Here is a 23,269-nt window from a genome sequence, read left to right as displayed (position 1 = left end):
GGCTACGCCCTTTTTTCTTACTACTGGTAAAAAGCCTGTACAAATATTGAACAAGCTTCATATGTAATAGTAAAGGACAACTTAAGTTTGTCCTTACCGTTAAACCCAAACCTCCTATATTTTCTTTAGCCGTATGACATCCATACGGCTTTTTTTTATAATGTCAAATAGCTCTTCCAGTCGTTGATAAAGGAGCGGGTGGATTCATTCGGATTTTCAATAACATACTCGGTGGATCCGTGCTGCTGCATTTCCCCGTTCATTAGAATAAATAATTCATCTGTTAATGATTTTACCTCGAGTAAATCATGACTGACAAACAAGGCAGTGGTGCCTGCTTCGGATAAAATGTTTTTGAAGTCATAAATGAGCTTCATTTTAGTTGGGAAATCAAGTGCTGAAAAGGGCTCATCCAAACAAAGAAGCTCTGGTTCAAGAATCATCGCTCGAGCTAAATTGACCCGCTGTGCTTCGCCGCCAGAAAGCTTATACGCATGCTTATCAGCCAAATGGGTGATATTAAATTTTTCAAGCCATTCATATACCTTTTCCTTAATGATTTTTCGCGGCTGCCTTCTAATTTTTAACCCAACAGCAATATTTTGAAATACCGTTGTATCAAGAAGCAGTGATTGCTGAAGGGCAATCGCTATTTTTCTCCGCTTTTCAAGAGTGATGGTATGAGCAGAAACCTGTTCACCATGAAAATAAATCACTCCATTTGTGGGGGAATCTAACAAAGAGAGTACCTTTAAAAGTGTACTTTTCCCTGCGCCGTTTGGCCCCATGATTCCATAGATATGTCCTTTTTTTATCACAAGCTCTGGAATGGTAAGAATGTTTCGCCCAGCTACTTGAAATTCAAGCTCTTCTACTCGGATCATTTCCGTCATTCCACCGGCCTCCTTTGCTGCAATGAGGTGAGGATGAACGTAATCAAAAAGGCCAGCGTCATTAATATAAATGATAGGGCAATGGCAATATCAAAGTTCCCTTTTGAAACCTCCATCATTATCGAAGTCGTTAAAATACGTGTTTCACCTAATATATTGCCTCCTACCATCATGGCAGCTCCAACCTCTGCAATCACTCGCCCGAAGCCGGCCATAATGGCTGCTAATAAAGCGATCCGCATTTCTTTTAATAAAATAAACAAGGTTTGTATTTTTGTGGCTCCAAGTGCTTTAATCTGCAGGAGCATTTTTTCGTTGATCTGCTGAAAGGAGGAGCTTGTTAACCCTATTACAATTGGAAGGGAAACAAGGGTTTGTGCCATGATAATGGCTGTTGGAGTATATAATAGGGCGTAGTCTCCAAAAAGACCTGAACGCCAAAGCAGCATGGTAATCGTCAGACCGGCAATGACGGGAGGCAGTCCCATTCCTATGTTGATAAAGATAAGAATAAGCTTTCTACCTTTAAACCGCGAAAGCCCTAAAAAGATACCAATGGGTATGCCAATAATGGTGCTGATTAGGATGGCTGTAAAAGACACGCGGAGGGTGAGAAAGGTAACCTCAAAAATCCCTTTGTCTCCAGAAGTAATTAATTCAATTGCTTTTAATAAACCGTCTATGATGAGATCCATTCAACCAACCAACTTCCTGCTCTTTCCTAAATAGAAGGTTGGCGGTAAGCATCAATCACTTACCGCCAACCTAATTATATCTCTTTTATTTAGCATCCGGGAAGAATAAGGCTTGACCATATTTGTCCTTGCCGAATTCACTGATCTTTTCCTGAGTTTCTTTATTGATCATAAAATCAACGAATTTCTCTGCACCGTCGCTGTTTACTTTATCATGCTTTTCAGGGTTTACCTGCATGACATGGTAAATATTCTTTAAGTCTTCGTCACCTTCAACAGCGATTTGAAGATTTGTTAAATTCTTCTCCTGTGCTAACCATGTTCCTCTGTCTGTTAACGTATAGCCATTCTTTTCATTTGCAATTTGTAACGTGGCACCCATTCCTTGTCCTGATTGAAGATATGATGCATTATCAGCAGGTGTTAATCCGGCCTTTTCCCAAACCTGAAGTTCTTTTTTATGTGTACCAGAGTCGTCACCTCTTGAAACAAATACTGCACCTTCAGACATAATTTTTGCAAAGGCTTCGGAAATAGGTAAGCCTTTAACGCCAGCCGGATCATCCTTAGGTCCAACAATAATAAAATCATTATGCATGACAAGCTGACGGTTAATGGCATCACCGCTTGCAACAATCTCTTCCTCTGAAGCAGGAGCATGTACAAGCAATACATCTGCTTCCCCTTTTGTACCCATTTCTAACGCTTGGCCTGTACCAACAGCAATTGTTTTTACATTAATGTCTGGATTTTGCTCTTCAAACATGGGGATAATTAGTTCATCCAATAAACCAGTGTCCTGTGTACTGGTTGTTGTGGCTAAAATAAGATCCTTTGTTTCAGTTTTTTCTTTTGTATCTGCGGCCTGCTCTGTCTTGATATCAGCATTGTTGTCTTTTTGTTCAGCTGCTTCATCATTAGTTCCGCAAGCTCCTAATACAAGCACTAGCAAAGCCAAAAGACTTGCTGCTAAAAATCGATTAAATTTTTTCATGATACTACTTCTCCTCTTTTATTTATGTTCATATATGATCGTTCCAAACTCGGATACATCATAGCCCGTTTTATTCTGCATACTATCTTTATAGGCTGTGTCGGTAAGCAGATCGATTAACCTCTTTAATGACGAATGATTCTGCTCTGTCCATCGGAAAACAAGATCGAATTGTTCCTTCATGACGGGGATAAAATCTACTTGCAGATTTTCTGTTGCTGATTGTATGCCAAATGCAACATCTGCTTTTCCTCCGTTAACCAGTGATGCCGTTGCAGAATGGGTCCACTCCTCATTCAAATAGCCATTTATCTCCTGAGGATCTATCCCTTCCTCGGCTAAATAATAATCAATTACGTAGCGGGTCCCAGACCCTTTTTGCCGATTGACAAAGATAACATCCTCTCTAGTTAAATCGTGAAAGCATTTTATGTTTTTCGGATTTCCATTTGCGACAATAAAGCCCTGCTCTCTAGAGGCAAACCGCATGACCGTGAGCGGTTCGTGGACAAATAGCTGTTTAATAAAAGGAATGTTATACTCCTTTGAAGAAGGATCTAATAGGTGAATCGCAGCTGCATCACAGCTATTTCGATATAGCATCATTAGTCCTTCAAGACTTCCAACGTATGTAGGCTGGATTGATAAACCTTGTGTATGGCGTGCTGCATACTTAACCAAATGCTCAATGAGAAAATCATGGCTTCCGGCAAGACGAATGGAATGATCAGCGGAAGGTTTCAAGGCTGGCGCTGTTTCCATCAGCTGTTTATATCGATTTACTTCATTTTGCTCAATTCGCATTTTATTGCCGACCTTAAAGGCGCGAAGATCCCCGCGTTTGATCAATTCATAAACAGTATGCTTTGATATTTTAAACAGCTTGGCTACTTCATCAGGAGTATATATTTCATTCATAGGTATCTCCTTTCCTATATAAAAAAAGCTGAATATTGTGTCTTAGAATGCATGCAAAAAAAGTTTATCATATTGTTTTGTCTAAAAACAATCGGTTTTGTTAAGTTTCGTTAAGTTTTGTTAGGTTAATGAACAATCATTCATAATATGTTCATTAAATATTCATAAAGGATAGGTAAAATGATGGGGTGTAATATTATCCATCATCAATGATTTTGTTGAGATTTGTCGAAAATAAAAATATAATGAAGAATTGTAAGGAGAAAATGGATCGACTACGTTTTCCAACAGAGGCTCATAGAAGGTGAATAGGTATGACAGATAAACAATCTACATCAAGACTGGACTTCAGTCTTGTCCTTATATTATTACTCTTATTTCTCGCCAGCTGTATTTCGATATACAGTGCACAAAAAACAGGGCAATATGGTGAAAACTTCTTATTAAAGCAAATCGTCTGGTATATCGTTGGCTCAGGCATTATTGCAGCCGTCATTACACTAGATTCTGATCAGCTGAAGAAGCTTTCTTGGTACGCATATGGCTTTGGGATTTTTTTATTAGCCTTTCTAATTGTGGCCCCGGACAGTATTGCGCCTGTCATCAATGGGGCAAAAAGCTGGTATAAGGTACCTGGAATGGGTTCCTTGCAGCCATCGGAATTTTTTAAAGTGTTTCTCATTTTGGCGCTTGCCAGAGTAAATGTAGAACACCATCAAAAATATATAATAAAAACGTTTCAGACCGATTTATGGCTATTACTAAAGCTAGGAATTGTGACAATGGTTCCGCTATTATTAGTGATGCAGCAGCCTGATTTAGGAACATCGCTCGTATTGACGGCGATTTTTCTTGGGATGCTGTTTATTTCAGGGATTTCATGGAAAATACTTGTAACGATTTTCGGCAGTGCAGCAGCATTGATTTCGGTTATTTTCTATTTTGTCCTTTGGCAGCCTGAAATTCTCGAAAAATATCTTGGGGTGAAGGAATATCAATTTGGACGGATTTATTCATGGATTGATCCGTATAATTACCAAAGTTCAACAGGATTCCAGCTGACTCGTTCATTGCTGGCAATTGGTTCTGGTGAAACGTCAGGCAAAGGCTTCGGCACAAGAGAGGTCTATCTGCCAGAAAGCCATACCGATTTTATTTTTAGTGTTGTCGGGGAAGAGTTTGGCTTTATTGGCGCAAGTATTCTTGTCAGCCTATTCTTTTTGCTGATCTATCATATTACAAAGGTTGGTATGGAAACGAAGAATCACTTTTATTCCTATATTTGTGTAGGTGTCATCAGTATGATTACATTCCATGTATTTCAAAATATTGGCATGACAATTGGGCTGCTGCCGATAACGGGGATTCCTCTATCGTTTATCAGCTACGGTGGAAGCTCATTAATGGGAAATATGCTCGCACTCGGGCTTATTTTCTCCATACGCTACCATTATAAAAAATATATGTTTTCGACTAGTGATTAAAGAAAGCCGCTTTGCCCTCTGCAAAGCGGCTTTTTTCTATCATATTTCCATTATTGCAGCTGTCCGCCGTTATATGGGAATTGAGTGGTGGTATAATTATAGAACTGCTGGTACTTTTGCTGCAGCCTCTGCTGATCCTCCTGCTCAAGCTTGTACCAGCCCTTTTTGAACATGAGATTATAGAGCTGGCGCTGTTCATTTTGTGCTTCTGTACAAACAGCTAGAAGGTCTTGATAAAGCGCTTCATGACTTGCTTCATTTAATGCGATGCTATATGAATTGGTTATATACTTTTCAGTTGCAAGTACATCATTCAAAAAGTCCCGGTCATTCATTTGCGGTGTTTTTTGCAGTTGTGTTGTTTTGGGATTACTTATTGTTTGATTTTGATTTTGATTCTGATTCTGATTCTGATTCTGATTCAATTCGTTCACCTCCGAAAAATTAAACTACATCATCCCGTTAGTTGATTGTTGTTGCTGTTGTTGTTGATTTTGTACGTTTAGATGAGAAAGGATTTTCTCGTAGTGACGCTGGTGCATTTGGCCGCAGCGTTCCAGTTCAGAGACAATTTCTGGGTCATGACATTGCTGTGCAAAGAAATGAGCCTTTTTCATCGCCAATAGATTCCATGAAAGCATATCCGTTAAATATAATGTGTCCTTAGTGGAAATAACTGCCGGCGGCTCCTGGTACAAAATACCTTGGTTTTGATTTTGAGTATTCATAGTAAACTGCTGTTGCATGTCCCAATCCTCCTTTTTGATTCACTCATACTACCTCTTATATTGATTATTTTGGCTGTTTACTTTATCGCGGTCCGTGTTCTCTGCATTCGGTCCAGCATTTCCTTTAACACTAGCCGCACTGACAGCAGCTCTAGACGGGTTCTTCACTCTTTTTACCATGACATTCACCTCCATGCTTTAGCTTAACCTGTTCTGTTAAATTCCTTGCTGGTGATTTTTTCTTCATTTTCCGGAATGATTGTCTGAAATAAAAATATATTTTATAAGTAAAACAATACTTTCACCAAGGTCACGCTACCCTCATAAATAGCTAAACCCATTCTAAAAAGGAGGGATTTCTCATGATTCAATCGATTCGTAAAGCAGCAGTCCTTGGGTCAGGAGTGATGGGCTCGGCAATTGCAGCCCACCTGGCTAATATCGGGATTCCGACACTGCTGCTCGACGTCGTTCCAGCCCAATTAACAGATAGTGAAAAAGCAAGAGGCTTAACACTTGAAGATAAACCTGTTCGCAACCGAATCAGCGAAAATGCGCTGCAAAAGCTCTTAAAACAAAAGCCTGCACCCTTAACATCGGTCAAAAATCTTGCTCTACTTGAAGCTGGAAATTTAGAGGATGATTTGCCGCGATTGCAGAAGGTGGATTGGATTATTGAAGTGGTAGTTGAAAATCTTGAAATTAAAAAGCAACTCTTTGCAATGGTTGATCAATATCGCAGACCTGGAAGCATCGTAAGCTCCAATACATCTGGAATTTCAGTTCATGCCATCGCTGAAAACCGCTCAGATGATTTCAAAAGGCATTTTCTCGGAACCCACTTTTTTAATCCACCCCGCTATTTAAAGCTGCTTGAAGTGATTCCAACAAAGGATACTGATGCGCATGTCATTCGCTTCATGAAACAGTTCGGTGAGGAGCAGCTTGGTAAAGGTGTAGTCATGGCAAAGGATACTCCAAACTTTATTGCTAACCGCATCGGAACGTACGGACTGCTTGTGACGGTAAAGGAAATGGCTGAAGGTGGTTATAGTATCGGAGAAGTAGATTCTGTTACGGGTCCGCTGATTGGCCGCCCAAAAAGCGCTACCTTCCGAACGCTTGACGTGGTTGGTCTAGATACCTTCGCCCATGTAGCGGATAACGTGTATCAGCAAACCGCGGGAAAGGAACGAGAGGTATTTGAAATCCCTAATTTTATGAAAAAAATGCTACAAAACGGTTGGTTAGGAAGCAAATCAGGGCAGGGCTTTTTCTTGAAAAAAGGCAAGGAAATCCTTGAGTTGGATCCTTCCACATTAGAATATATCCCGCGGAAAAAATTAACGACAGCCGCAATTGAACAAAGCAAGCAAGAAAAGGACATCTCAAAAAAGATGAAAACGCTTTTGTACAGCGAGGATCGTGCTGGAAAGCTGTTATGGAATATTCTGGCCCCTGTCCTGATTTATTCCGCTGACCTGCTCGGAGAAATTGCCGATGATATTGTTTCCATTGATCAGGCCATGAAATGGGGATTTGGTTGGAAGCAGGGTCCGTTTGAGCTATGGGATTGCATCGGTCTAGAGCAATCCGTTAAAAAGCTTAAAGCAACAAATGCTCCTGTTCCAAAATTAATTGAGGAAATGCTGCACAATGGCTGTTCGTCCTTTTATAAAAAAGAGAACGGTGACAGCTATTTTTATCATAACGGTGAATATCGTCTTATCGAGGAAAATCCAAAAATCCTTAATCTGACAAAAATCAAGCAGCGAAATGGGGTCATTAAAAAGAACAGCGGTGCAAGCTTAATCGATATAGGTGACGGGGTAGCGCTCTTGGAATTCCATTCACAGAATAATGCAATTGGTCCTGATATTTTACAAATGATTCAATTTGCAATCGATGAAGTGGAGAAAAATTATAAAGGACTTGTCATAGGGAATCAGGGCAGGAACTTTTGTGTCGGCGCCAATCTAGCGATGATTTTAATGGAAGCGCAGGATGATTCATTATTTGAACTAGAGTGGATTGTATCATCCTTTCAACAGACGATGATGAAAATCAAATATAGTACAAAGCCTGTAGTAGCAGCACCGTTTGCCATGACGCTTGGCGGAGGAGCGGAGGTTTGTTTACCGGCAGCTCGTATCCAGGCATCAATGGAAACCTATATCGGCCTGGTTGAAACGGGTGTTGGACTCATTCCAGGCGGAGGAGGAAATAAAGAACTTTATCTAAAGCATCTAAACTCGATTCCAGAAGGGGTTGAGGTCGATCTACAAAAGATAGCCAATCAGGTTTTCGAAACGATAGCACTCGCAAAGGTCTCAACTTCAGGAGTAGAGGCGCGGGATAATCGTTTTTTACATGTGAACGATGGAATCAGCGCCAACGGGGACTTCCTCCTATATGATGCCAAGCAAACAGTTCTTTCTCTTGATGAAAAAGGCTATAAGCCGCCACTTAAGCAGAAAATTCCGGTTGTCGGTGAAACCGGGTATGCGGCCCTGTTACTTGGAGCACAGGCGATGAGAACATCCGGGTATATTTCGGATCATGATATGAAAATCGCTCGAAAGCTCGCCTATGTTATTGCAGGGGGTAGAGTACCATACGGAACAAAGGTGGAGGAGGAATATCTGCTCCAGCTGGAAAAAGAAGCCTTTCTAAGTCTTGTTGCGGAGAAAAAGTCTCAGGAACGTATGCAGCATATGCTTTTAAAGGGAAAGCCGCTTCGAAATTAAGGTGTGGAAAATAGGCCATTTTTATTAAGGAGAGGGGCGACAGGAATGAATGAAGCAGTCATTGTAGCCGGAGCTCGAACCCCGGTTGGTAAAGCAAAGAAAGGGTCGCTTGCAGGGGTTCGACCGGATGATTTAGGTGCACTCGCTGTGAAGGAAACATTAAAGCGTGCAGGGGGTTATGAAGGAACTATTGATGATTTGATTATAGGCTGCGCCATGCCAGAGGCCGAGCAGGGAATGAATATGGCCCGGAATATTGGAGCGCTGGCAGGTCTTTCGCATACGGTACCGGCGATTACAATCAATCGTTATTGCTCATCAGGCTTACAGTCCATTGCCTATGGTGCGGAAAGAATCATGCTGGGTCATGCTGATACGATTATTGCCGGTGGAGCTGAATCGATGAGCATGGTTCCGATGATGGGCCATGTGGTTCGACCGAATATTAGACTTGCAGAAGAAGCCCCCCAATATTATATGAGTATGGGCCACACCGCAGAGGAAGTAGCAAAGAAGTTCGGAATCTCGAGAGAAGACCAGGATCGCTTTGCCGTTCACAGCCATCAAAAGGCGGCAAGGGCTATTTCAGCAGGTAAATTTGTTGATGAAATTGTACCTGTGGAGGTTTCCTTCCGTTCAATCGGGCAGGACCATAAGCTGAAGGAAACGACTCGCTTGTTTCGTGAAGATGAAGGTGTTCGTCCTGATACTAATATGGCCGCGTTGTCGAAGCTGCGGCCTTCGTTTTCGGTTAACGGAACGGTGACAGCGGGGAATTCCTCACAAATGAGTGACGGTGCAGCTGCTGTGATGGTTATGAACCATGACAAAGCCAAGGCATTAGGCTTAAAGCCAATGGCTAAGCTGAAATCCTTTGCTGTTGGAGGCGTTCCTCCCGAAATCATGGGCATCGGTCCTGTTGCTGCTGTTCCGAAAGCCTTGAAGCTGGCGGGGTTAGAGCTCTCCGATATTGGCTTAATTGAATTAAATGAAGCGTTCGCTTCTCAGTCACTTCAGGTTATCCGTGAGCTAGGTATAGATGAAGAAAAAGTAAATGTGAACGGCGGTGCCATTGCGTTAGGTCATCCGCTTGGCTGTACGGGCACAAAATTAACATTAACCTTATTACATGAAATGATGCGTAGGCAGGTGCAGTTTGGAATCGTCACGATGTGTATCGGCGGCGGTATGGGTGCTGCAGGAGTATTCGAGCTGGTTTAAGGAGAGGAGATATAGTATGCCTAACAAAACAAATTCAGTTCCGAAGGGTGGAAGCTTTTTAATTGATGAGGTTGCCCCCAAACACGTTTTTACCCCTGAAGATTATAGTGATGAGCATAAATTAATCGCGAAAACGACAGAGGAATTTGTTATAAATCAGGTTCTTCCTGAGGTAGAGTATATTGAAAATCATGAATTTGATCGGTCTGTCAGGCTATTAGAGCAGGCAGGTGAACTTGGCTTATTGGCTGCGGATGTGCCGGAAGAATATGGGGGCTTGGGGCTAGATAAGGTAAGCTCAGCGCTGATTGCCGAAAAAATGTCACGGGCCGGTGCTTTTTCCATTACACATGGGGCCCATGTCGGGATTGGCACCTTGCCGATTGTGTTGTTTGGAAATGAAAAGCAAAAACAAACCTACTTACCATTTTTGGCAACAGGAGAGAAAATAGCTGCTTACGCTCTGACAGAGCCAGGCTCCGGTTCTGATGCATTAGGTGCTAAAACAACTGCCAAGCTTAATCCTGAAGGGACACATTATATTCTAAACGGTGAGAAGCAGTGGATTACCAATTCAGGCTTTGCTGATCTGTTTATTGTCTACGCAAAAATTGACGGGCAGCATTTTTCTGCTTTTATAGTTGAGAGGGATTATCCGGGTGTTTCCACAGGCTCTGAGGAAAAAAAGATGGGGATTAAGGGCTCCTCCACACGCACGTTAATTTTTCAGGATGCACTTGTACCAAAAGAAAACCTTCTTGGGGAATATGGGAAAGGTCATGTCATAGCCTTTAACATTCTCAATATTGGCCGCTATAAGCTGGGAGTTGGAGCAGTTGGTGCCGCAAAAAGAGCATTTGAATTGACTGTTCAGTATACGAACCAGCGCCAGCAGTTTAAACAATTGATTTCTGGTTTTCATTTAACCAAAGAGAAATTGGCCAATATGGCTGCAAGATTGTATGCTGCTGAAAGCTCTGTTTACCGCACCGTAGGATTGTTTGAGGATAGGATGAGTAAACTCTCAACGGAGCAGGTTAATGATGGCAAAGAAGTAGCAAAATCCATTGCTGAATATGCCATTGAGTGCTCGATAAATAAAGTGTTTGCCTCAGAGATGCTTGATTATATAGCGGACGAAGGACTGCAGCTTCACGGTGGTTACGGGTATATGCAGGAATATGAGATTGAGCGGATTTATCGTGATTCGAGAATTAACCGGATTTTTGAGGGAACAAATGAAATTAACCGCCTTTTGATACCTGGTACCTTTTTGCGCAAGGCTGTAAAAGGTGAGCTCCCGCTTCTACAAAAAGCACAAAGCCTACAGGGAGAATTAATGCTGTTTATGCCTACAGAGCCAGAAGATGAACCGCTGGCAAAGGAAAAATATCTAGTTGCTAACGCGAAAAAGATAGGGCTGTTAGCGTTAGGCCTAGCTGTACAAAAATTTGGGGAAGCATTAGAAAAAGAGCAGGAGATATTAGTGAATATCGCGGATATGATGATTCATACGTATGCAATGGAATCAGCGGTATTACGGACGGAAAAGGCGTTGCATAAGGCCGGGGCAGAGAAAAGTAAGCAAAAGCTTCTTTATACAGAAATTTTCTGCCAGGAAGCGTTTCAGAAAATAGAGCAGGATGCAAAGGAAACCTTGATTGCAGTTGAACAAGGCGACAGTCTTCGCTTGATGCTTTCTGCCCTGCGCAAGTTTACACGTCATACCCCGGTTAATAGTATTGCAAAGAAACGAGAAGCTGCAGCGAAAATAATTGAAGCAGAGCGATATACGTTATAATAAAAATACCATCAGCAGGAACTTTTTCTGCTGATGGTAAAACGTATTATTTTGCTGATTTCTTGAATATTTTTTAATTCCTTGGAGGATATTGTAAAGAAAAGTAGAATAAAAATATAAGGTCTATTGTGACCTTTTATACAAAACGGATGAAAATGTATGCTAAGATTTGGACAAGCTAGATATGAGGTGATGAATTGGCACTTTCGTTTTATTGGTACCCTAAATGCGGTACATGCAGAAAAGCTAAAAAGTGGTTTGATGACCACGATATTAAGTATGAAGAAATACATATTGTTGATAATCCGCCGTCACGTGCAGAGCTCGTGGATATGATTAAAAACAGCGGACTGGATATTAAAAAGTTCTTTAATACGAGTGGTCAGAAATACCGCGATTTAGGTATGAAGGATCGTATAAAAGAAGCATCTGAAGATGAATTGCTTGATTTACTAGCATCGGACGGAATGTTAATCAAACGCCCGATCGCAACAGATTCCCATAAGGTAACTGTTGGCTTCAAGGAAGAACAATTTGCTGAAACATGGGGTTAAGACAAGACTCTCAACCTAACAGCAGGTCTTGAATGGGTCTTAAAACATAAATTGGAGGGATAGGAATGAACGCACCAAAAGAATTACGTTACTCCGAGGAACATGAATGGGTAAAGGTTGAAAATGATAAGGTTCGTGTCGGTATCACAGAGTTTGCACAGCATGAACTAGGTGATATTGTTTTTGTTGAGCTTCCTGAAGTGGGGGATGAATTATCTGTAAATGAACCGTTTGGCAGTGTAGAGTCTGTTAAAACAGTTTCGGAATTATATGCACCTATCAGCGGGAAAGTCGTTGAAGTAAATGAAGCGTTGGCGGATGATCCACAATTTGTCAATGAGTCCCCTTATGAGAAGGCTTGGATGGTTGTCATTGAACCGTCTGATATGTCAGAGGTTGACAAGTTGATGACTGCAGAGCAGTATGAAGAAATGACAAAAGAAGACTAAAATTCAGCTGATTGCGCCTACTGGGCGCTTTCTGCATTTAAAGGGGGAAATGGGAATTTTAGGTCATGATAAGGTGATTATTGTTGAGGGGACTTCAGATAAAAGAAAAGTGAAGTCAATTGTCAAAGAACCGATTGAAATCATATGTACAAATGGAACCATTAGTGCGTCGCTCTTAGATGAGTGGATTGATACCTTATATGATAAGGATGTATATGTATTAGTTGACGCCGATGCTGCAGGCGAGAAGCTTCGTAAGCAGCTAATGAGAGAATTTCCACGTGCAGAGCATCTCTTTATTGATAAAATGTATCGAGAAGTAGCAAGTGCGCCGGAATTTCATCTAGCCGCAGTATTAATAGGAGCCAATATAGAGGTTCACACCCAATACTTAGACAGAGGTTAACCTAATGAATGAATGGAGCAGAGAGGATCTCGAAGATTTTATAAAACAACAAGGCTCAGGTCTAGTCTACCTGTATACACCCTTTTGCGGGACCTGTCAGGTAGCGGGGAAAATGCTGTCCGTTACGGAAAAAGTACTGCCTGATATAACGGTAGGCAAAATTAATTTAAATTACATGCCGGAGCTGGCACGAAAATGGGAGGTTGAAAGTGTCCCATGCCTCGTCTTCCTTGATAAAGGCGACATGGCTGATAAACTGTATGCCTTTCAATCAGTCCCGTATTTAGTCCAGAAAATTAAATCATTCTTTTAGAGTCAGTTTTTCTATGTAAAGGGAGGGAAGAAGTGCTTCACTGGGCTACTTTCCTCCTTTTATATACACGCTTAGTTTATGAATAAATATTGATTATACCCTGCTGTTGATTGTAGTGGAAGGCACGAAGACTCCTCGAAAATTCTATCGAATTTTCTCGTGCGTGGGCGGATTCAGGGGAGCAATTCAGTGTCCTGCGGGAGAAGGGAGACAGTCGAGACCCCGGAGACACGCAGTGTTGAGGAGGCTCGGCGGTCGCCCGCGGAAAGCGAAGTTTCTTGAACGGAAATCAACATCATTGTAATAACAGAGAAGAATTATGCTGTGATGGCAGGAATCCACCCTAGTATCAGTGAATATATACATAAAGTTAAGTGAAGCTGGGTGGTGGTTAGAATGGTAGATCAGATAAAAAGCTGGCTTAATGAAGTGAACCGAAAACAAGGAGTCAGTCTGCTTCTAAAGGATGTCTTTTTTTCTTTTGCGGTGAAAACGGAACAGGATGTTATCCTTGTAAACATTAAGAATGGCTCTATTGCCCTTGATGAAGAAAGTAATTATCGAACAAAGGTAAAAAGAATAGAATTGAAAAGTGAAATTTTGCATTCTCTTCTATCCGGTGAACGAAAACTAAGGGAAGCTGTGAAGCATAAAGCGGTTATATCTACATTTACTTTTCGAGAGCTGCTGCTTGTAGAATCTCTACTATTTCTAGCTAAATCTGACAAAACAAATATGTTTACTAAAATTTCGTGAAACTAATTGACGAATAATTGGTAATCATGGTAATATTTGAGTATCAACTAAATAGTTTCTTATCAAGAGAGGCGGAGGGACTGGCCCGATGAAGCCCAGCAACCGGGGAAACACGGTGCTAAATCCAGCAGAGTGTAAACTCTGACAGATAAGAAGATGACTAAAACCCTTCTTCCTGTGAAAAGAAGGTTTTTTTGTTTCTTCTAAAGGTATTTACGGCTTTTATCACGTTTGTATGTAAAACAAAAGGAGAGATAATGATGTCAGAAAAAAATTATCGTCTAGAAACATTAGGAGTACATGGCGGACTGCAGCCAGACCCAGTAACAGGAGCAAGAGCAGTACCAATTTATCAAAATAATGCGTATCAATTTAAAAGCACTGAGCATGCAGCAAATCTATTTGGTTTAGCTGAACCGGGCTATATTTACACTCGTATTCACAATCCAACAGTAACTGTTTTCGAGGAAAGAGTTGCCTTACTAGAAGGCGGAATCGGGTCTCTTGCGACAGCCAGCGGAATGGCAGCTATAACCCTTGCTATTTTAAATATAGCTGAAGCCGGTGATGAAATCGTTGCGGCTTCAAACCTGTACGGCGGTACATATAACTTATTTGCTGTCACACTTCCAAAATACGGAATCAACGTTACTTTTGTCGATCCAGAAGATCCGGAGAACTTCCGCTCTGCGATTACTGAAAAAACAAAGGCTGTTTTTGCTGAAACTATCGGGAATCCAAGTCTAAAGGTTCTTGATATTGAAAAAGTGGCTGAAATTGCTCATGAAGCAGGAGTTCCGCTTATTATCGATAATACATTTGCTACTCCATACCTCTGCCGTCCAATTGAATTTGGCGCAGATATTGTAGTCCATTCAGCAACAAAATGGTTATTGGGTAATGGAACGACTACCGGCGGTATCATCGTTGACGCAGGTAAATTTGATTGGAATTCACCGAAGTTTCCTGGTTTAACAGAGCCTGACGAAAGCTATCATGGGCTTGTATACAGTGAAGCAATCGGTGCTGCAGCATATATCACGAAAGCGCGTGTCCAGCTTCTACGCGATATGGGACCTGCTTTAAGTCCGCAAAATGCTTTCCAATTTGTGTTAGGTCTAGAAACACTTCATGTAAGAATGAAGGAACATGTTGCGAATGCTGTTAAAGTAGTAGAATACTTAGAAAAACATCCTTCTGTTAGCTGGGTTCTTTATCCTGGCAGTGAAAACAGCAAGGATAAAGCGCTGGTAGAAAAATATTTACCTAAAGGCGCTGGATCTATGATTGTATTTGGTATTACTGGCGGCAGGGAAGCTGGAGCAAAGCTAATCAATAATATTGAACTATGGGCACATGTTGCCAATGTTGGAGATGCGAAAAGTTTAATTATCCATCCGGCAAGCACAACACATCAGCAATTGGATGCTGAAGGCTTAATCGCTGCAGGAGTAACAGAGGATTTAATTCGTCTTTCTGTTGGAATTGAAAATGTTGAGGATTTAATCGAGGATTTAGAGCAGGCTATTTTTAAGGCAACAGGTGAGTCTTCTTTATAATTGGATTTAACTATGTTTACATAGTATCTTTTTGTCATCGGAATGACTGTGCTTGTTAAAATATTAAAATATTATTATCTCAAAATATAATTATTGTAATTGACACTCTTTTCTATCCATGATACGATATCATTCGTAACTATTAAATTCCTTAAAGTAAAAGTACTTGACACGATAAATTAAATATACATGTTTGCTCTTATCAAGAGAGGTGGAGGGATGTGCCCGATGAAACCCGGCAACCGTCAATATCAAATTGACACGGTGCCAATTCACACAAAGCGTTATGCTTTGATAGATGAGAGAAAGGTACACATTTTTATGCCTTTCTGCTCATATGCAGAAAGGCATTTATTTGTATAAACGTTAAACATTAACGTATTTTCAGTGGGATTTTATTGGATATCATATGGATAGTAAAGGGGTGAAATCACATGATTTCAATCAAAAGTGTAAAAAAGGTTTTCTCCACGAAACAGGGAAAAGTGACTGCCGTAACGGATGTAAACCTTGACGTAAAAGACGGCGAAATATTTGGTGTTATCGGATACAGTGGTGCGGGAAAAAGTACATTGATCAGAATGTTAAATGGTCTTGAGCTTCCTTCTGAAGGTTCCGTCACGGTAGCAGGTAAACAAGTCTCCCATATAAAAGGATCTAAATTAAGGGAAGCCCGTCAGGAAATCAGCATGATTTTTCAACATTTTAACTTGCTTTGGTCAAGAACAGTAAGAGAAAATATTTCCTTTCCGCTTGAAATCGCCGGTGTTCCGAAACAAAAGCGAATGAAACGAGTAGACGAGCTGATTCAGCTTGTTGGACTACAGGGAAGGGAAGATGCATACCCAGCACAGCTGAGCGGCGGTCAAAAGCAGCGGGTTGGAATTGCAAGAGCTCTAGCTAACAATCCAAAGGTACTATTATGTGATGAAGCAACCTCGGCACTTGATCCGCAAACGACGGATCAGATCTTAGAGCTGTTAGTTGATATTAATAAAAGACTGGGTTTAACGATTGTTCTTATCACGCATGAAATGCATGTAATTCGTAAGATTTGTCACCGTGTTGCTGTGATGGAAGCAGGGAAAATCGTTGAAATGGGTACGGTATTAGAGGTATTTAAAAACCCGCAGCAGCCGATTACAAAGCGATTTGTTCAACAGGTGACAGAGCCTGAAGAAACAAAGGAAACAATCGAACATCTGCTTAAAGAGTATCATTCAGGAAGAGTCGTCCAGCTCACCTTTATTGGCGATGGTGCTGAGAAGCCGCTGATTACGAATTTAATCCGTCATTTTGATATAACGATTAATATTCTGCAGGGGAAGGTATCGCAAACCCAAAATGGGGCCTATGGTACTTTATTTATTCACTTAGATGGGGAAGAAAACGAAATTCAAAAAGCAATTGACTACATTGATACACAACAGGTTGGCTTGGAGGTGATTTCGAATGCTTAATCAATGGTTCCCAAATGTTGATTGGGAAAAAATGTGGGAAGCAACGAATGAAACCTTATATATGACGGGGATTTCAACACTTGCAACATTTATTCTTGGTATTATTCTAGGTTTACTATTATTTTTAACTGCTAAAGGAAATCTGTGGCAAAACTATACAATTAATAAAGTAATCAGTGCTATTGTCAATATATTCCGTTCTATTCCGTTTATTATCCTGATTGTTCTTCTAATTCCATTTACGAAACTCATTTTTGGGACAATGATTGGCGAAAATGCAGCATTACCGGCATTAATAATCGGCTCAGCGCCATTTTATGCCCGTATGGTTGAAATTGGACTTCGGGAAATTGATAAAGGTGTGATTGAAGCTGCGAGATCAATGGGAGCTAAAACCAGCACCATCATTTGGAAGGTCTTGATTCCAGAATCTCTTCCCGCACTTGTCTCAGGAATTACAGTAACTGCTATTTCATTGGTAAGTTTTACCGCAATGGCAGGGGTAATCGGGGCAGGCGGTCTTGGTAACCTTGCCTATCTTGAAGGATTCCAGCGCAGCCGTTTTGATGTGACATTAATGGCCACTATAATGGTTTTAGTCATCGTATTTATCATCCAATTTATTGGAGATATTATAACTAATAAAATAGATAAAAGGTAAAGGGGTTGTCAAAATGAAAAAATGGTTAACGGCAATAGTTACATTGGTTTTTGTTCTTGTCCTTGCTGCATGCGGTGGCGGAACAGAGGAAAGTAAAAATGATTCAGCAGCAGATTCAAAAGATGATATGAAAAAAATAGTTATTGGTGCTTCAAACGTACCACATGCTGAGATTTTAGAGCAGGCAAAACCGATTTTAGAGGAAAAAGGAATTGAGCTTCAAATTGAAACATTCCAGGATTATGTTCTTCCAAACCAAGCGTTAGATTCAGGAGATCTGGATGCAAACTATTTCCAGCATATTCCTTATTTTGAACAGCAAATCAAAGAAAATGGTTATAAATTTGCAAATGCTGGCGGCATCCATATCGAACCAATCGGTATTTATTCAAAGAAATACAAGTCACTAAAGGATTTACCGGAAAATGCAAAGGTGATTATCAGTAACTCTGTGGCCGACCATGGCCGTGTTCTATCATTGCTTGAAAAAGAAGGCTTAATTAAATTAAAAGAGGGCATTGATAAAACGGCTGCAACGTTAGATGATATCGTAGAAAACCCAAGAAACTTAGAGTTTGATACAGAATATGCAGCAGAACTACTGCCACAAATTTTTAATAACAACGAAGGTGACATTGTTCTAATTAACTCAAACTTTGCGATTGATGCAGGTTTAAATCCGCTTAAAGATTCAATTGCTATCGAAGACAGTAAATCACCATATGTGAACATTATTGCTGTGCGCAAAGGTGACGAAAATAAAGAAGAAATTAAGACATTAGTTGAAGTATTACGTTCTAAGGAAATTCAAGATTTTATTTTAAAACAATATGATGGTGCTGTTGTACCAGTATCTGAATAAGATAGGTAACGTAAAGCCATAGCCCCCTATAAAGGGGCTATGGCTTTTTGTTTTATCACAATAATATTTTAATTTTTCCTGCTGTTGAAAGGTAGTTTAAATTGGAGAAAATAGTAGAGAAATTAAGAATATTGTCGAATGGATGGAATCAAACAGGAAAAAACGCTGAAAATGGGTAAATTTCGAGTTTGAGGAGTTTTAAAGAGGGATGGTAGCATATAAAAATAAAACATCATAGGCTACGTCAGACTCATATATTGGGAAAGGATTGAGGAACATTAGCAGCTTACATATGAACTATACACATGAAATGGAAAAGGCGATGCATCATGCACATGGAATTGGCTATGTTGTCTATTGCCAAAAGCGTGAGGAAAGAATGAAAGTCGAAAACCGACGCGAACAAGAATATAGTCAAAGCAGAAAAATAGCTGAAAATTTTGCTAAAAAGCAACACCATAACTAAACCAGATATATTTCTGTATTAAATATCCATACATAAACCAGTGCCACCCAAAAGCGCTGGTTTTTTTGGTGTCAGGCACCACAAAAAGACAAACTATATGGAAGTGTCCATTTGCGGTGCCTGACACCAAATAAAACGGACTGAATGCAGCATACTAACATGAGAAGAAAATTGAAGTTTTCATTTTGCAATGGTGGTGTGTGTAGTGAGTTCGTGATTTTTAGAAGTTTTGTTATAAAAGAATTGTTGGGTGTGCCAATATAGCCGAAATTTTTAAAAAAATATTTCATGAAAATGCTAATTGAAAATAGCTTAAATCCATTCTCAATAGCGTTAAAACGGACTTTCTAAATAGTTTTGTTTGAAAAGCTTGTTAATACTACATAAATGTTGCTAACAAGTATGATTTAGTATAAGATTGTAATGAGAATAGATTGAGAATTGAGAAAGCCGGTTTCTAACCGACAAGATAAATTATTTTTCTGGAGGGTAATAAAATTATGGCAGGATCTGTACTAACCATTAAAGACTTACATGTCTCTATTGAAGGTAAAGAAATTTTGAAAGGTGTGAACCTTGAAATAAAAGGTGGAGAATTCCATGCGATCATGGGTCCGAATGGAACGGGTAAATCCACTTTATCTTCAGCCATTATGGGACATCCAAAATATGAAGTGACACAAGGAAGCATTACGCTTGATGGAGAAAACGTTCTGGAAATGGCGGTTGATGAACGTGCCCGTGCAGGTCTTTTTCTTGCCATGCAATATCCAAGTGAGATTAGCGGTGTAACAAACGCTGAGTTTCTTCGTTCAGCAATCAACAGCCGTCGCGGCGAAGGTAATGAAATCTCATTAATGAAATTTATCCGTTCAATGGACAGCAAAATGGAGTTCCTTGATATGGATCCAGATATGGCACAGCGTTATTTAAACGAAGGTTTTTCTGGCGGTGAAAAGAAGCGTAATGAAATTCTTCAATTAATGATGCTTCAGCCGAAAATTGCCATCCTTGATGAAATCGATTCAGGTCTTGATATCGACGCATTAAAAGTGGTTTCAAAGGGTATCAACGAAATGCGCGGCGAAGATTTCGGCTGCTTAGTAATTACTCACTATCAACGTCTTTTAAACTATATTACTCCTGACTTTGTTCATGTAATGATGCAAGGTCGTGTTGTTAAGTCAGGCGGTCCTGAGCTTGCACAACGTTTAGAAGCAGAAGGTTATGACTGGATTAAACAAGAGCTCGGAATTGAAGACGAAACAGTCGGTCAAGAAGCGTAAGTTAGGAGGATTTTATCATGACAACAGAAATGAAAAAGACTTTTGAAAAAGAGTACATCAACTCTTTTTCAAAGGAAATGGGTGAGCCTGTCTGGTTGACTGAGCTCCGCGTGAATGCCCTTGAACAGGCTGAGAATCTTCCAATGCCAAATCCGGACAAAACAAAAATTGACAAATGGAACTTTACTCAGTTTGACAAACATATAATAAAAAGTGAGGATTTCACTTCCTTTGACGAGCTGCCGGACAGCGTGAAGTCATTAATTAATGTCAATGAAAGTAATCAATCATTATATATTCAACGGAATAACCGTCCGACACTTATTTCGCTTTCTACGGAATTACAAGAGAGTGGTGTTGTGTTTACAGACATTTTTACAGCAGCACGTGAGCATGGCGATCTGCTTCAAAAGTATTTCATGAAGGATGCCGTAAAGGTTGATGAACATAAACTAACTGCACTGCATGCAGCACTTTTAAACGGAGGAGCTTTCTTATATGTTCCTAAAAATGTGGAACTAAAGGAGCCGGTTCAGGCTGTCTTTTTACATGATGATGCTGAGGCAAATGTATTTAACCATGTGTTAATCGTTGCTGAGGATAACAGCTCTGTTACGTATGTTGAAAATTACATTTCAACGGTTGAAGCGAAAGATAATGTTTTTAACATCATAACGGAAGTCATTGCGAACCAGAATGCAAATGTTCAGTATGGTTCAGTTGATACACTTGCAAAAGGAATCACTGCCTATGTAAACCGCCGCGGCATTGCTGCAAAGGATGCACGAATTGGCTGGTCCCTTGGTTTAATGAATGATGGAAATACCATTTCTGAAACGACAACAAATCTAATTGGTGACGGTTCAAGTGGTGATACAAAATCAGTTGTTGTTGGACGAGGCGAACAAATTCAAAACTTTACAACGAAGATTGTTCATTTTGGCCGTAACACTGAAGCGAACATTCTGAAACGAGGCGTATTGAAGGAAAGTGCCACAACGATCTTTAATGGTATCGGTAAAATAGAACATGGTGCATCCAAATCAAACGCTGAGCAGGAATCTCGTATCCTTATGCTAAGCGAAAAAGCACGCGGTGATGCAAATCCAATCCTGCTTATTGATGAGGACGATGTAATGGCCGGACATGCTGCATCTGTCGGACGTGTAGATCCAACACAGCTTTATTATTTAATGAGCCGAGGAATTACACAGAAGGAAGCAGAGCGTCTTGTTATTCACGGATTCCTAGCACCTGTTGTAAATCAATTGCCGATTGAAGGGGTTAAAAAACAACTCGTCGAAGTCATCGAAAGGAAAGTTCAGTAATGAATATCAAAGAAATCAAACAATTATTTCCTATATTAAATCAAGAAGTGAACGGACATCCATTAGTCTATCTTGACAGTGCTGCAACTTCCCAAAAACCGATTCAGGTAATTGACGCGATTTCAAACTATTACCGTCTAGATAATTCCAACGTACACCGCGGTGTTCATACGCTTGGAACAAGAGCAACTGACGCTTATGAAGGTGCTCGTGAAAAGATACGAAAATTTATCAATGCCAAATCGATTGAAGAAATTGTTTTTACAAGAGGAACAACAACCGCTTTAAATTTGGTTGCTTCCAGCTATGGGAATGCGAATCTTCATGAAGGCGATGAAATTGTCATTACGTATATGGAGCATCACAGCAATTTAATTCCATGGCAGCAGGTGGCGAAAAATACCGGAGCGACATTAAAGTATTTTCCTCTACAGGAAGATGGTACATTATCATTAGATGATGTAAGAGCGACGATTACACCAAATACTAAGCTTGTTGCTGTTACAATGGTTTCTAACGTTCTTGGCGTTATGAATCCGATAAAGGAAATTGCAAAAATTGCCCATGAAAATGGTGCTGTAATGGTTGTTGACGCGGCGCAGGGAGCACCGCATTTGAAAATTGATGTACAGGATTTAGATTGTGATTTCCTTGGTTTTTCTGGACATAAAATGTGTGGACCAACTGGTATTGGCGCACTTTACGGTAAAAAGCATTTATTAGAAAAGATGGAGCCGATTGAATTTGGCGGAGAAATGATTGATTTTGTTGGACTTTACGAATCTTCATGGAAGGAGCTTCCATGGAAGTTTGAAGGTGGTACACCAATCATTGCAGGAGCAATTGGATTAGGTGCAGCCATCGATTTTCTACAGGAGATTGGGTTGGACAATATCCTCGAGCATGAACATAAGCTAGCAGCTTACACGCTTGAGAGAATGTCTGCAATTGAAGGAATTTCAATCTACGGCCCGAAAGAAGCAGAGAAACGTGCCGGGGTTGTTACTTTTAATATTTCTGATGTTCATCCACATGATGTTGCAACTGTCCTTGATGCAGAGGGGATTGCTGTAAGAGCAGGACATCACTGTGCACAGCCGTTAATGAAATGGCTTGATGTATCAGCTACTGCACGTGCTAGCTTCTATCTGTACAATTCTGAAGAGGATATCGATAGACTTGTGGAAGGACTCGTGAAAACAAAGGAGTATTTTAGCGATGTCTTCTAATAATTTAGATACACTCTATAGACAAGTAATAATGGATCATTATAAAAACCCTCGTAACAGAGGTGTTATAGAAGATGACAGTTTAACGATAAATATGAATAACCCGACATGTGGTGACCGGATTCAGCTTACACTTAAAATAGAAAATGACATCGTAACTGACGCAAAATTTGAAGGGGAAGGCTGTTCAATTTCCATGTCATCCGCATCGATGATGACAGATGCAATTAAGGGCAGACCCCGTGAAGAAGCATTGAAGCTTGCACATACGTTTTCAGATATGGTTCAAGGCAAAGACCTTGATTTTGATGAAGATGATGATTTGGGCGATATCGAAGCACTACAAGGGGTATGTAAGTTTCCGGCACGTATCAAATGTGCGACACTTGCGTGGAAAGCCATGGAGAAGGCTCTTCATGAAGAAGATAAATAAGTTTCTGTCCATAGAAGGATAGATTT

At 40.4% G+C, this 23,269-nt stretch carries 25 protein-coding genes and 2 riboswitches; of the genes, 18 read left to right on the top strand and 7 right to left on the bottom strand.

Translation table 11 applies throughout. The features are described 5' to 3' along the window. Positions 1–155 precede the first annotated feature (155 nt). The 4 genes from ACHUFV_RS12515 to ACHUFV_RS12500 all read right to left on the bottom strand — a co-directional run bounded on the left by ACHUFV_RS12515 (position 156) and on the right by ACHUFV_RS12500 (position 3,500). Positions 156–893, bottom strand: a complete 738-nt coding sequence (locus ACHUFV_RS12515) for an ABC transporter ATP-binding protein (protein ID WP_394234580.1) — start codon at positions 891–893, stop codon at positions 156–158. Continuing rightward, complete coding sequence (locus tag ACHUFV_RS12510) at positions 890–1,588, bottom strand: ABC transporter permease (RefSeq protein WP_394234578.1); 699 nt, start codon at positions 1,586–1,588, stop codon at positions 890–892. The genes ACHUFV_RS12515 and ACHUFV_RS12510 overlap by 4 nt, the downstream gene beginning before the upstream one ends. 85 nt (positions 1,589–1,673) lie before the next feature. Further along, entirely contained in the window at positions 1,674–2,582 is a 909-nt protein-coding gene (locus tag ACHUFV_RS12505; RefSeq protein ID WP_394234576.1) for an ABC transporter substrate-binding protein, read from the bottom strand. An 18-nt stretch (positions 2,583–2,600) separates the two neighbouring features. Next, complete coding sequence (locus ACHUFV_RS12500; protein WP_394234574.1) at positions 2,601–3,500, bottom strand: substrate-binding domain-containing protein; 900 nt, start codon at positions 3,498–3,500, stop codon at positions 2,601–2,603. 314 nt (positions 3,501–3,814) lie between these two features. On the opposite strand from ACHUFV_RS12500, the gene ACHUFV_RS12495 reads away from it, so the two are divergent. Beyond that, a complete protein-coding gene (locus tag ACHUFV_RS12495) occupies positions 3,815–4,984 on the top strand; it encodes an FtsW/RodA/SpoVE family cell cycle protein (RefSeq protein ID WP_394234573.1) in 1,170 nt (389 codons plus the stop codon). Between the two features lie 50 nt (positions 4,985–5,034). On the opposite strand, the gene ACHUFV_RS12490 is transcribed toward ACHUFV_RS12495, so the two are convergent. From ACHUFV_RS12490 to ACHUFV_RS12480, 3 genes are all read right to left on the bottom strand, one after another. Continuing rightward, positions 5,035–5,319, bottom strand: a complete 285-nt coding sequence (locus ACHUFV_RS12490) for a spore coat protein (RefSeq protein ID WP_394235083.1) — start codon at positions 5,317–5,319, stop codon at positions 5,035–5,037. Positions 5,320–5,433: 114 nt separating this feature from the next. Continuing rightward, on the bottom strand, positions 5,434–5,730 hold the full coding sequence (locus ACHUFV_RS12485) for a hypothetical protein (RefSeq protein ID WP_394234571.1): 297 nt from the start codon (positions 5,728–5,730) through the stop codon (positions 5,434–5,436). 30 nt (positions 5,731–5,760) lie between these two features. Next, positions 5,761–5,892 (bottom strand): YuzL family protein, encoded by a 132-nt coding sequence (locus tag ACHUFV_RS12480; RefSeq protein WP_394234569.1) that lies wholly within the window; start codon positions 5,890–5,892, stop codon positions 5,761–5,763. 182 nt (positions 5,893–6,074) lie between these two features. On the opposite strand from ACHUFV_RS12480, the gene ACHUFV_RS12475 reads away from it, so the two are divergent. The 17 genes from ACHUFV_RS12475 to sufU all read left to right on the top strand — a co-directional run bounded on the left by ACHUFV_RS12475 (position 6,075) and on the right by sufU (position 23,243). Continuing rightward, on the top strand, positions 6,075–8,459 hold the full coding sequence (locus tag ACHUFV_RS12475; RefSeq protein ID WP_394234567.1) for a 3-hydroxyacyl-CoA dehydrogenase/enoyl-CoA hydratase family protein: 2,385 nt from the start codon (positions 6,075–6,077) through the stop codon (positions 8,457–8,459). A 45-nt stretch (positions 8,460–8,504) separates the two neighbouring features. Next, entirely contained in the window at positions 8,505–9,680 is a 1,176-nt protein-coding gene (locus ACHUFV_RS12470) for an acetyl-CoA C-acetyltransferase (RefSeq protein WP_394234565.1), read from the top strand. Between the two features lie 16 nt (positions 9,681–9,696). Then, entirely contained in the window at positions 9,697–11,481 is a 1,785-nt protein-coding gene (locus ACHUFV_RS12465) for an acyl-CoA dehydrogenase family protein (RefSeq protein WP_394234563.1), read from the top strand. A 197-nt stretch (positions 11,482–11,678) separates the two neighbouring features. Next, positions 11,679–12,035, top strand: a complete 357-nt coding sequence (locus tag ACHUFV_RS12460; protein WP_394234561.1) for an arsenate reductase family protein — start codon at positions 11,679–11,681, stop codon at positions 12,033–12,035. Positions 12,036–12,100: 65 nt separating this feature from the next. Continuing rightward, complete coding sequence (gcvH, locus tag ACHUFV_RS12455; RefSeq protein WP_394234559.1) at positions 12,101–12,484, top strand: glycine cleavage system protein GcvH; 384 nt, start codon at positions 12,101–12,103, stop codon at positions 12,482–12,484. A 49-nt stretch (positions 12,485–12,533) separates the two neighbouring features. Further along, complete coding sequence (locus ACHUFV_RS12450; RefSeq protein ID WP_394234557.1) at positions 12,534–12,890, top strand: toprim domain-containing protein; 357 nt, start codon at positions 12,534–12,536, stop codon at positions 12,888–12,890. Between the two features lie 4 nt (positions 12,891–12,894). After that, positions 12,895–13,203 carry a thioredoxin family protein gene (locus ACHUFV_RS12445; RefSeq protein WP_394234555.1) on the top strand — a complete coding sequence of 103 codons (309 nt, stop codon included), beginning with the start codon at positions 12,895–12,897 and terminating at the stop codon, positions 13,201–13,203. Positions 13,204–13,599: 396 nt separating this feature from the next. Next, positions 13,600–13,959: a hypothetical protein gene (locus tag ACHUFV_RS12440; protein WP_394234553.1), complete on the top strand. Its 360-nt coding sequence runs from the start codon at positions 13,600–13,602 to the stop codon at positions 13,957–13,959. Positions 13,960–14,015: 56 nt separating this feature from the next. Further along, positions 14,016–14,114: riboswitch (SAM riboswitch) on the top strand. 102 nt (positions 14,115–14,216) lie between these two features. Then, positions 14,217–15,518, top strand: coding sequence for an O-acetylhomoserine aminocarboxypropyltransferase/cysteine synthase family protein (locus tag ACHUFV_RS12435; protein WP_394234551.1), 1,302 nt, complete (start codon positions 14,217–14,219; stop codon positions 15,516–15,518). A gap of 196 nt (positions 15,519–15,714) precedes the next feature. Further along, positions 15,715–15,823: riboswitch (SAM riboswitch) on the top strand. A 129-nt stretch (positions 15,824–15,952) separates the two neighbouring features. Beyond that, the gene (locus ACHUFV_RS12430; protein WP_394234550.1) at positions 15,953–16,978 is read left to right on the top strand and encodes a methionine ABC transporter ATP-binding protein; all 1,026 of its coding nucleotides are present in this window, start codon (positions 15,953–15,955) and stop codon (positions 16,976–16,978) included. Further along, a complete protein-coding gene (locus ACHUFV_RS12425) occupies positions 16,971–17,639 on the top strand; it encodes a methionine ABC transporter permease (RefSeq protein ID WP_394234548.1) in 669 nt (222 codons plus the stop codon). The genes ACHUFV_RS12430 and ACHUFV_RS12425 overlap by 8 nt, the downstream gene beginning before the upstream one ends. A 13-nt stretch (positions 17,640–17,652) precedes the next feature. Next, on the top strand, positions 17,653–18,501 hold the full coding sequence (locus tag ACHUFV_RS12420; protein WP_394234546.1) for a MetQ/NlpA family ABC transporter substrate-binding protein: 849 nt from the start codon (positions 17,653–17,655) through the stop codon (positions 18,499–18,501). Positions 18,502–18,793: 292 nt separating this feature from the next. After that, on the top strand, positions 18,794–18,967 hold the full coding sequence (locus ACHUFV_RS12415) for a hypothetical protein (protein ID WP_394234544.1): 174 nt from the start codon (positions 18,794–18,796) through the stop codon (positions 18,965–18,967). A 500-nt stretch (positions 18,968–19,467) separates the two neighbouring features. Further along, the gene (sufC, locus tag ACHUFV_RS12410; RefSeq protein WP_394234542.1) at positions 19,468–20,253 is read left to right on the top strand and encodes a Fe-S cluster assembly ATPase SufC; all 786 of its coding nucleotides are present in this window, start codon (positions 19,468–19,470) and stop codon (positions 20,251–20,253) included. A gap of 17 nt (positions 20,254–20,270) precedes the next feature. Continuing rightward, on the top strand, positions 20,271–21,581 hold the full coding sequence (gene sufD / locus ACHUFV_RS12405; protein WP_394234540.1) for a Fe-S cluster assembly protein SufD: 1,311 nt from the start codon (positions 20,271–20,273) through the stop codon (positions 21,579–21,581). Next, on the top strand, positions 21,581–22,810 hold the full coding sequence (locus ACHUFV_RS12400) for a cysteine desulfurase (protein ID WP_394234538.1): 1,230 nt from the start codon (positions 21,581–21,583) through the stop codon (positions 22,808–22,810). The genes sufD and ACHUFV_RS12400 overlap by 1 nt, the downstream gene beginning before the upstream one ends. Next, positions 22,800–23,243, top strand: a complete 444-nt coding sequence (sufU, locus tag ACHUFV_RS12395) for a Fe-S cluster assembly sulfur transfer protein SufU (protein WP_394234536.1) — start codon at positions 22,800–22,802, stop codon at positions 23,241–23,243. The genes ACHUFV_RS12400 and sufU overlap by 11 nt, the downstream gene beginning before the upstream one ends. Positions 23,244–23,269 lie beyond the last annotated feature (26 nt).

Origin of the sequence: Niallia oryzisoli, assembly GCF_043641075.1 — a bacterium.
GTDB classification, from domain to species: Bacteria; Bacillota; Bacilli; order Bacillales; family Cytobacillaceae; genus Bacillus_BD; species Bacillus_BD oryzisoli_A.
The sequence above is the reverse complement of the archived record's forward strand: the minus strand, read 5'-3'. Positions and strand labels throughout refer to the sequence as shown.

What these genes read in the sequence shown, in the direction of transcription:
- ACHUFV_RS12515 (WP_394234580.1), bottom strand. Translation starts at nt 893, where the DNA reads ATGACGGAAATGATCCGAGTAGAAGAGCTTGAATTTCAAGTAGCTGGG.
- ACHUFV_RS12510 (WP_394234578.1), bottom strand. Translation starts at nt 1,588, where the DNA reads ATGGATCTCATCATAGACGGTTTATTAAAAGCAATTGAATTAATTACT.
- ACHUFV_RS12505 (WP_394234576.1), bottom strand. Translation starts at nt 2,582, where the DNA reads ATGAAAAAATTTAATCGATTTTTAGCAGCAAGTCTTTTGGCTTTGCTA.
- ACHUFV_RS12500 (WP_394234574.1), bottom strand. Translation starts at nt 3,500, where the DNA reads ATGAATGAAATATATACTCCTGATGAAGTAGCCAAGCTGTTTAAAATA.
- ACHUFV_RS12495 (WP_394234573.1), top strand. Translation starts at nt 3,815, where the DNA reads ATGACAGATAAACAATCTACATCAAGACTGGACTTCAGTCTTGTCCTT.
- ACHUFV_RS12490 (WP_394235083.1), bottom strand. Translation starts at nt 5,319, where the DNA reads ATGAATGACCGGGACTTTTTGAATGATGTACTTGCAACTGAAAAGTAT.
- ACHUFV_RS12485 (WP_394234571.1), bottom strand. Translation starts at nt 5,730, where the DNA reads ATGCAACAGCAGTTTACTATGAATACTCAAAATCAAAACCAAGGTATT.
- ACHUFV_RS12480 (WP_394234569.1), bottom strand. Translation starts at nt 5,892, where the DNA reads ATGGTAAAAAGAGTGAAGAACCCGTCTAGAGCTGCTGTCAGTGCGGCT.
- ACHUFV_RS12475 (WP_394234567.1), top strand. Translation starts at nt 6,075, where the DNA reads ATGATTCAATCGATTCGTAAAGCAGCAGTCCTTGGGTCAGGAGTGATG.
- ACHUFV_RS12470 (WP_394234565.1), top strand. Translation starts at nt 8,505, where the DNA reads ATGAATGAAGCAGTCATTGTAGCCGGAGCTCGAACCCCGGTTGGTAAA.
- ACHUFV_RS12465 (WP_394234563.1), top strand. Translation starts at nt 9,697, where the DNA reads ATGCCTAACAAAACAAATTCAGTTCCGAAGGGTGGAAGCTTTTTAATT.
- gcvH (WP_394234559.1), top strand. Translation starts at nt 12,101, where the DNA reads ATGAACGCACCAAAAGAATTACGTTACTCCGAGGAACATGAATGGGTA.
- ACHUFV_RS12450 (WP_394234557.1), top strand. Translation starts at nt 12,534, where the DNA reads ATGGGAATTTTAGGTCATGATAAGGTGATTATTGTTGAGGGGACTTCA.
- ACHUFV_RS12445 (WP_394234555.1), top strand. Translation starts at nt 12,895, where the DNA reads ATGAATGAATGGAGCAGAGAGGATCTCGAAGATTTTATAAAACAACAA.
- ACHUFV_RS12440 (WP_394234553.1), top strand. Translation starts at nt 13,600, where the DNA reads ATGGTAGATCAGATAAAAAGCTGGCTTAATGAAGTGAACCGAAAACAA.
- ACHUFV_RS12435 (WP_394234551.1), top strand. Translation starts at nt 14,217, where the DNA reads ATGATGTCAGAAAAAAATTATCGTCTAGAAACATTAGGAGTACATGGC.
- ACHUFV_RS12430 (WP_394234550.1), top strand. Translation starts at nt 15,953, where the DNA reads ATGATTTCAATCAAAAGTGTAAAAAAGGTTTTCTCCACGAAACAGGGA.
- ACHUFV_RS12425 (WP_394234548.1), top strand. Translation starts at nt 16,971, where the DNA reads ATGCTTAATCAATGGTTCCCAAATGTTGATTGGGAAAAAATGTGGGAA.
- ACHUFV_RS12420 (WP_394234546.1), top strand. Translation starts at nt 17,653, where the DNA reads ATGAAAAAATGGTTAACGGCAATAGTTACATTGGTTTTTGTTCTTGTC.
- ACHUFV_RS12415 (WP_394234544.1), top strand. Translation starts at nt 18,794, where the DNA reads ATGAACTATACACATGAAATGGAAAAGGCGATGCATCATGCACATGGA.
- sufC (WP_394234542.1), top strand. Translation starts at nt 19,468, where the DNA reads ATGGCAGGATCTGTACTAACCATTAAAGACTTACATGTCTCTATTGAA.
- sufD (WP_394234540.1), top strand. Translation starts at nt 20,271, where the DNA reads ATGACAACAGAAATGAAAAAGACTTTTGAAAAAGAGTACATCAACTCT.
- ACHUFV_RS12400 (WP_394234538.1), top strand. Translation starts at nt 21,581, where the DNA reads ATGAATATCAAAGAAATCAAACAATTATTTCCTATATTAAATCAAGAA.
- sufU (WP_394234536.1), top strand. Translation starts at nt 22,800, where the DNA reads ATGTCTTCTAATAATTTAGATACACTCTATAGACAAGTAATAATGGAT.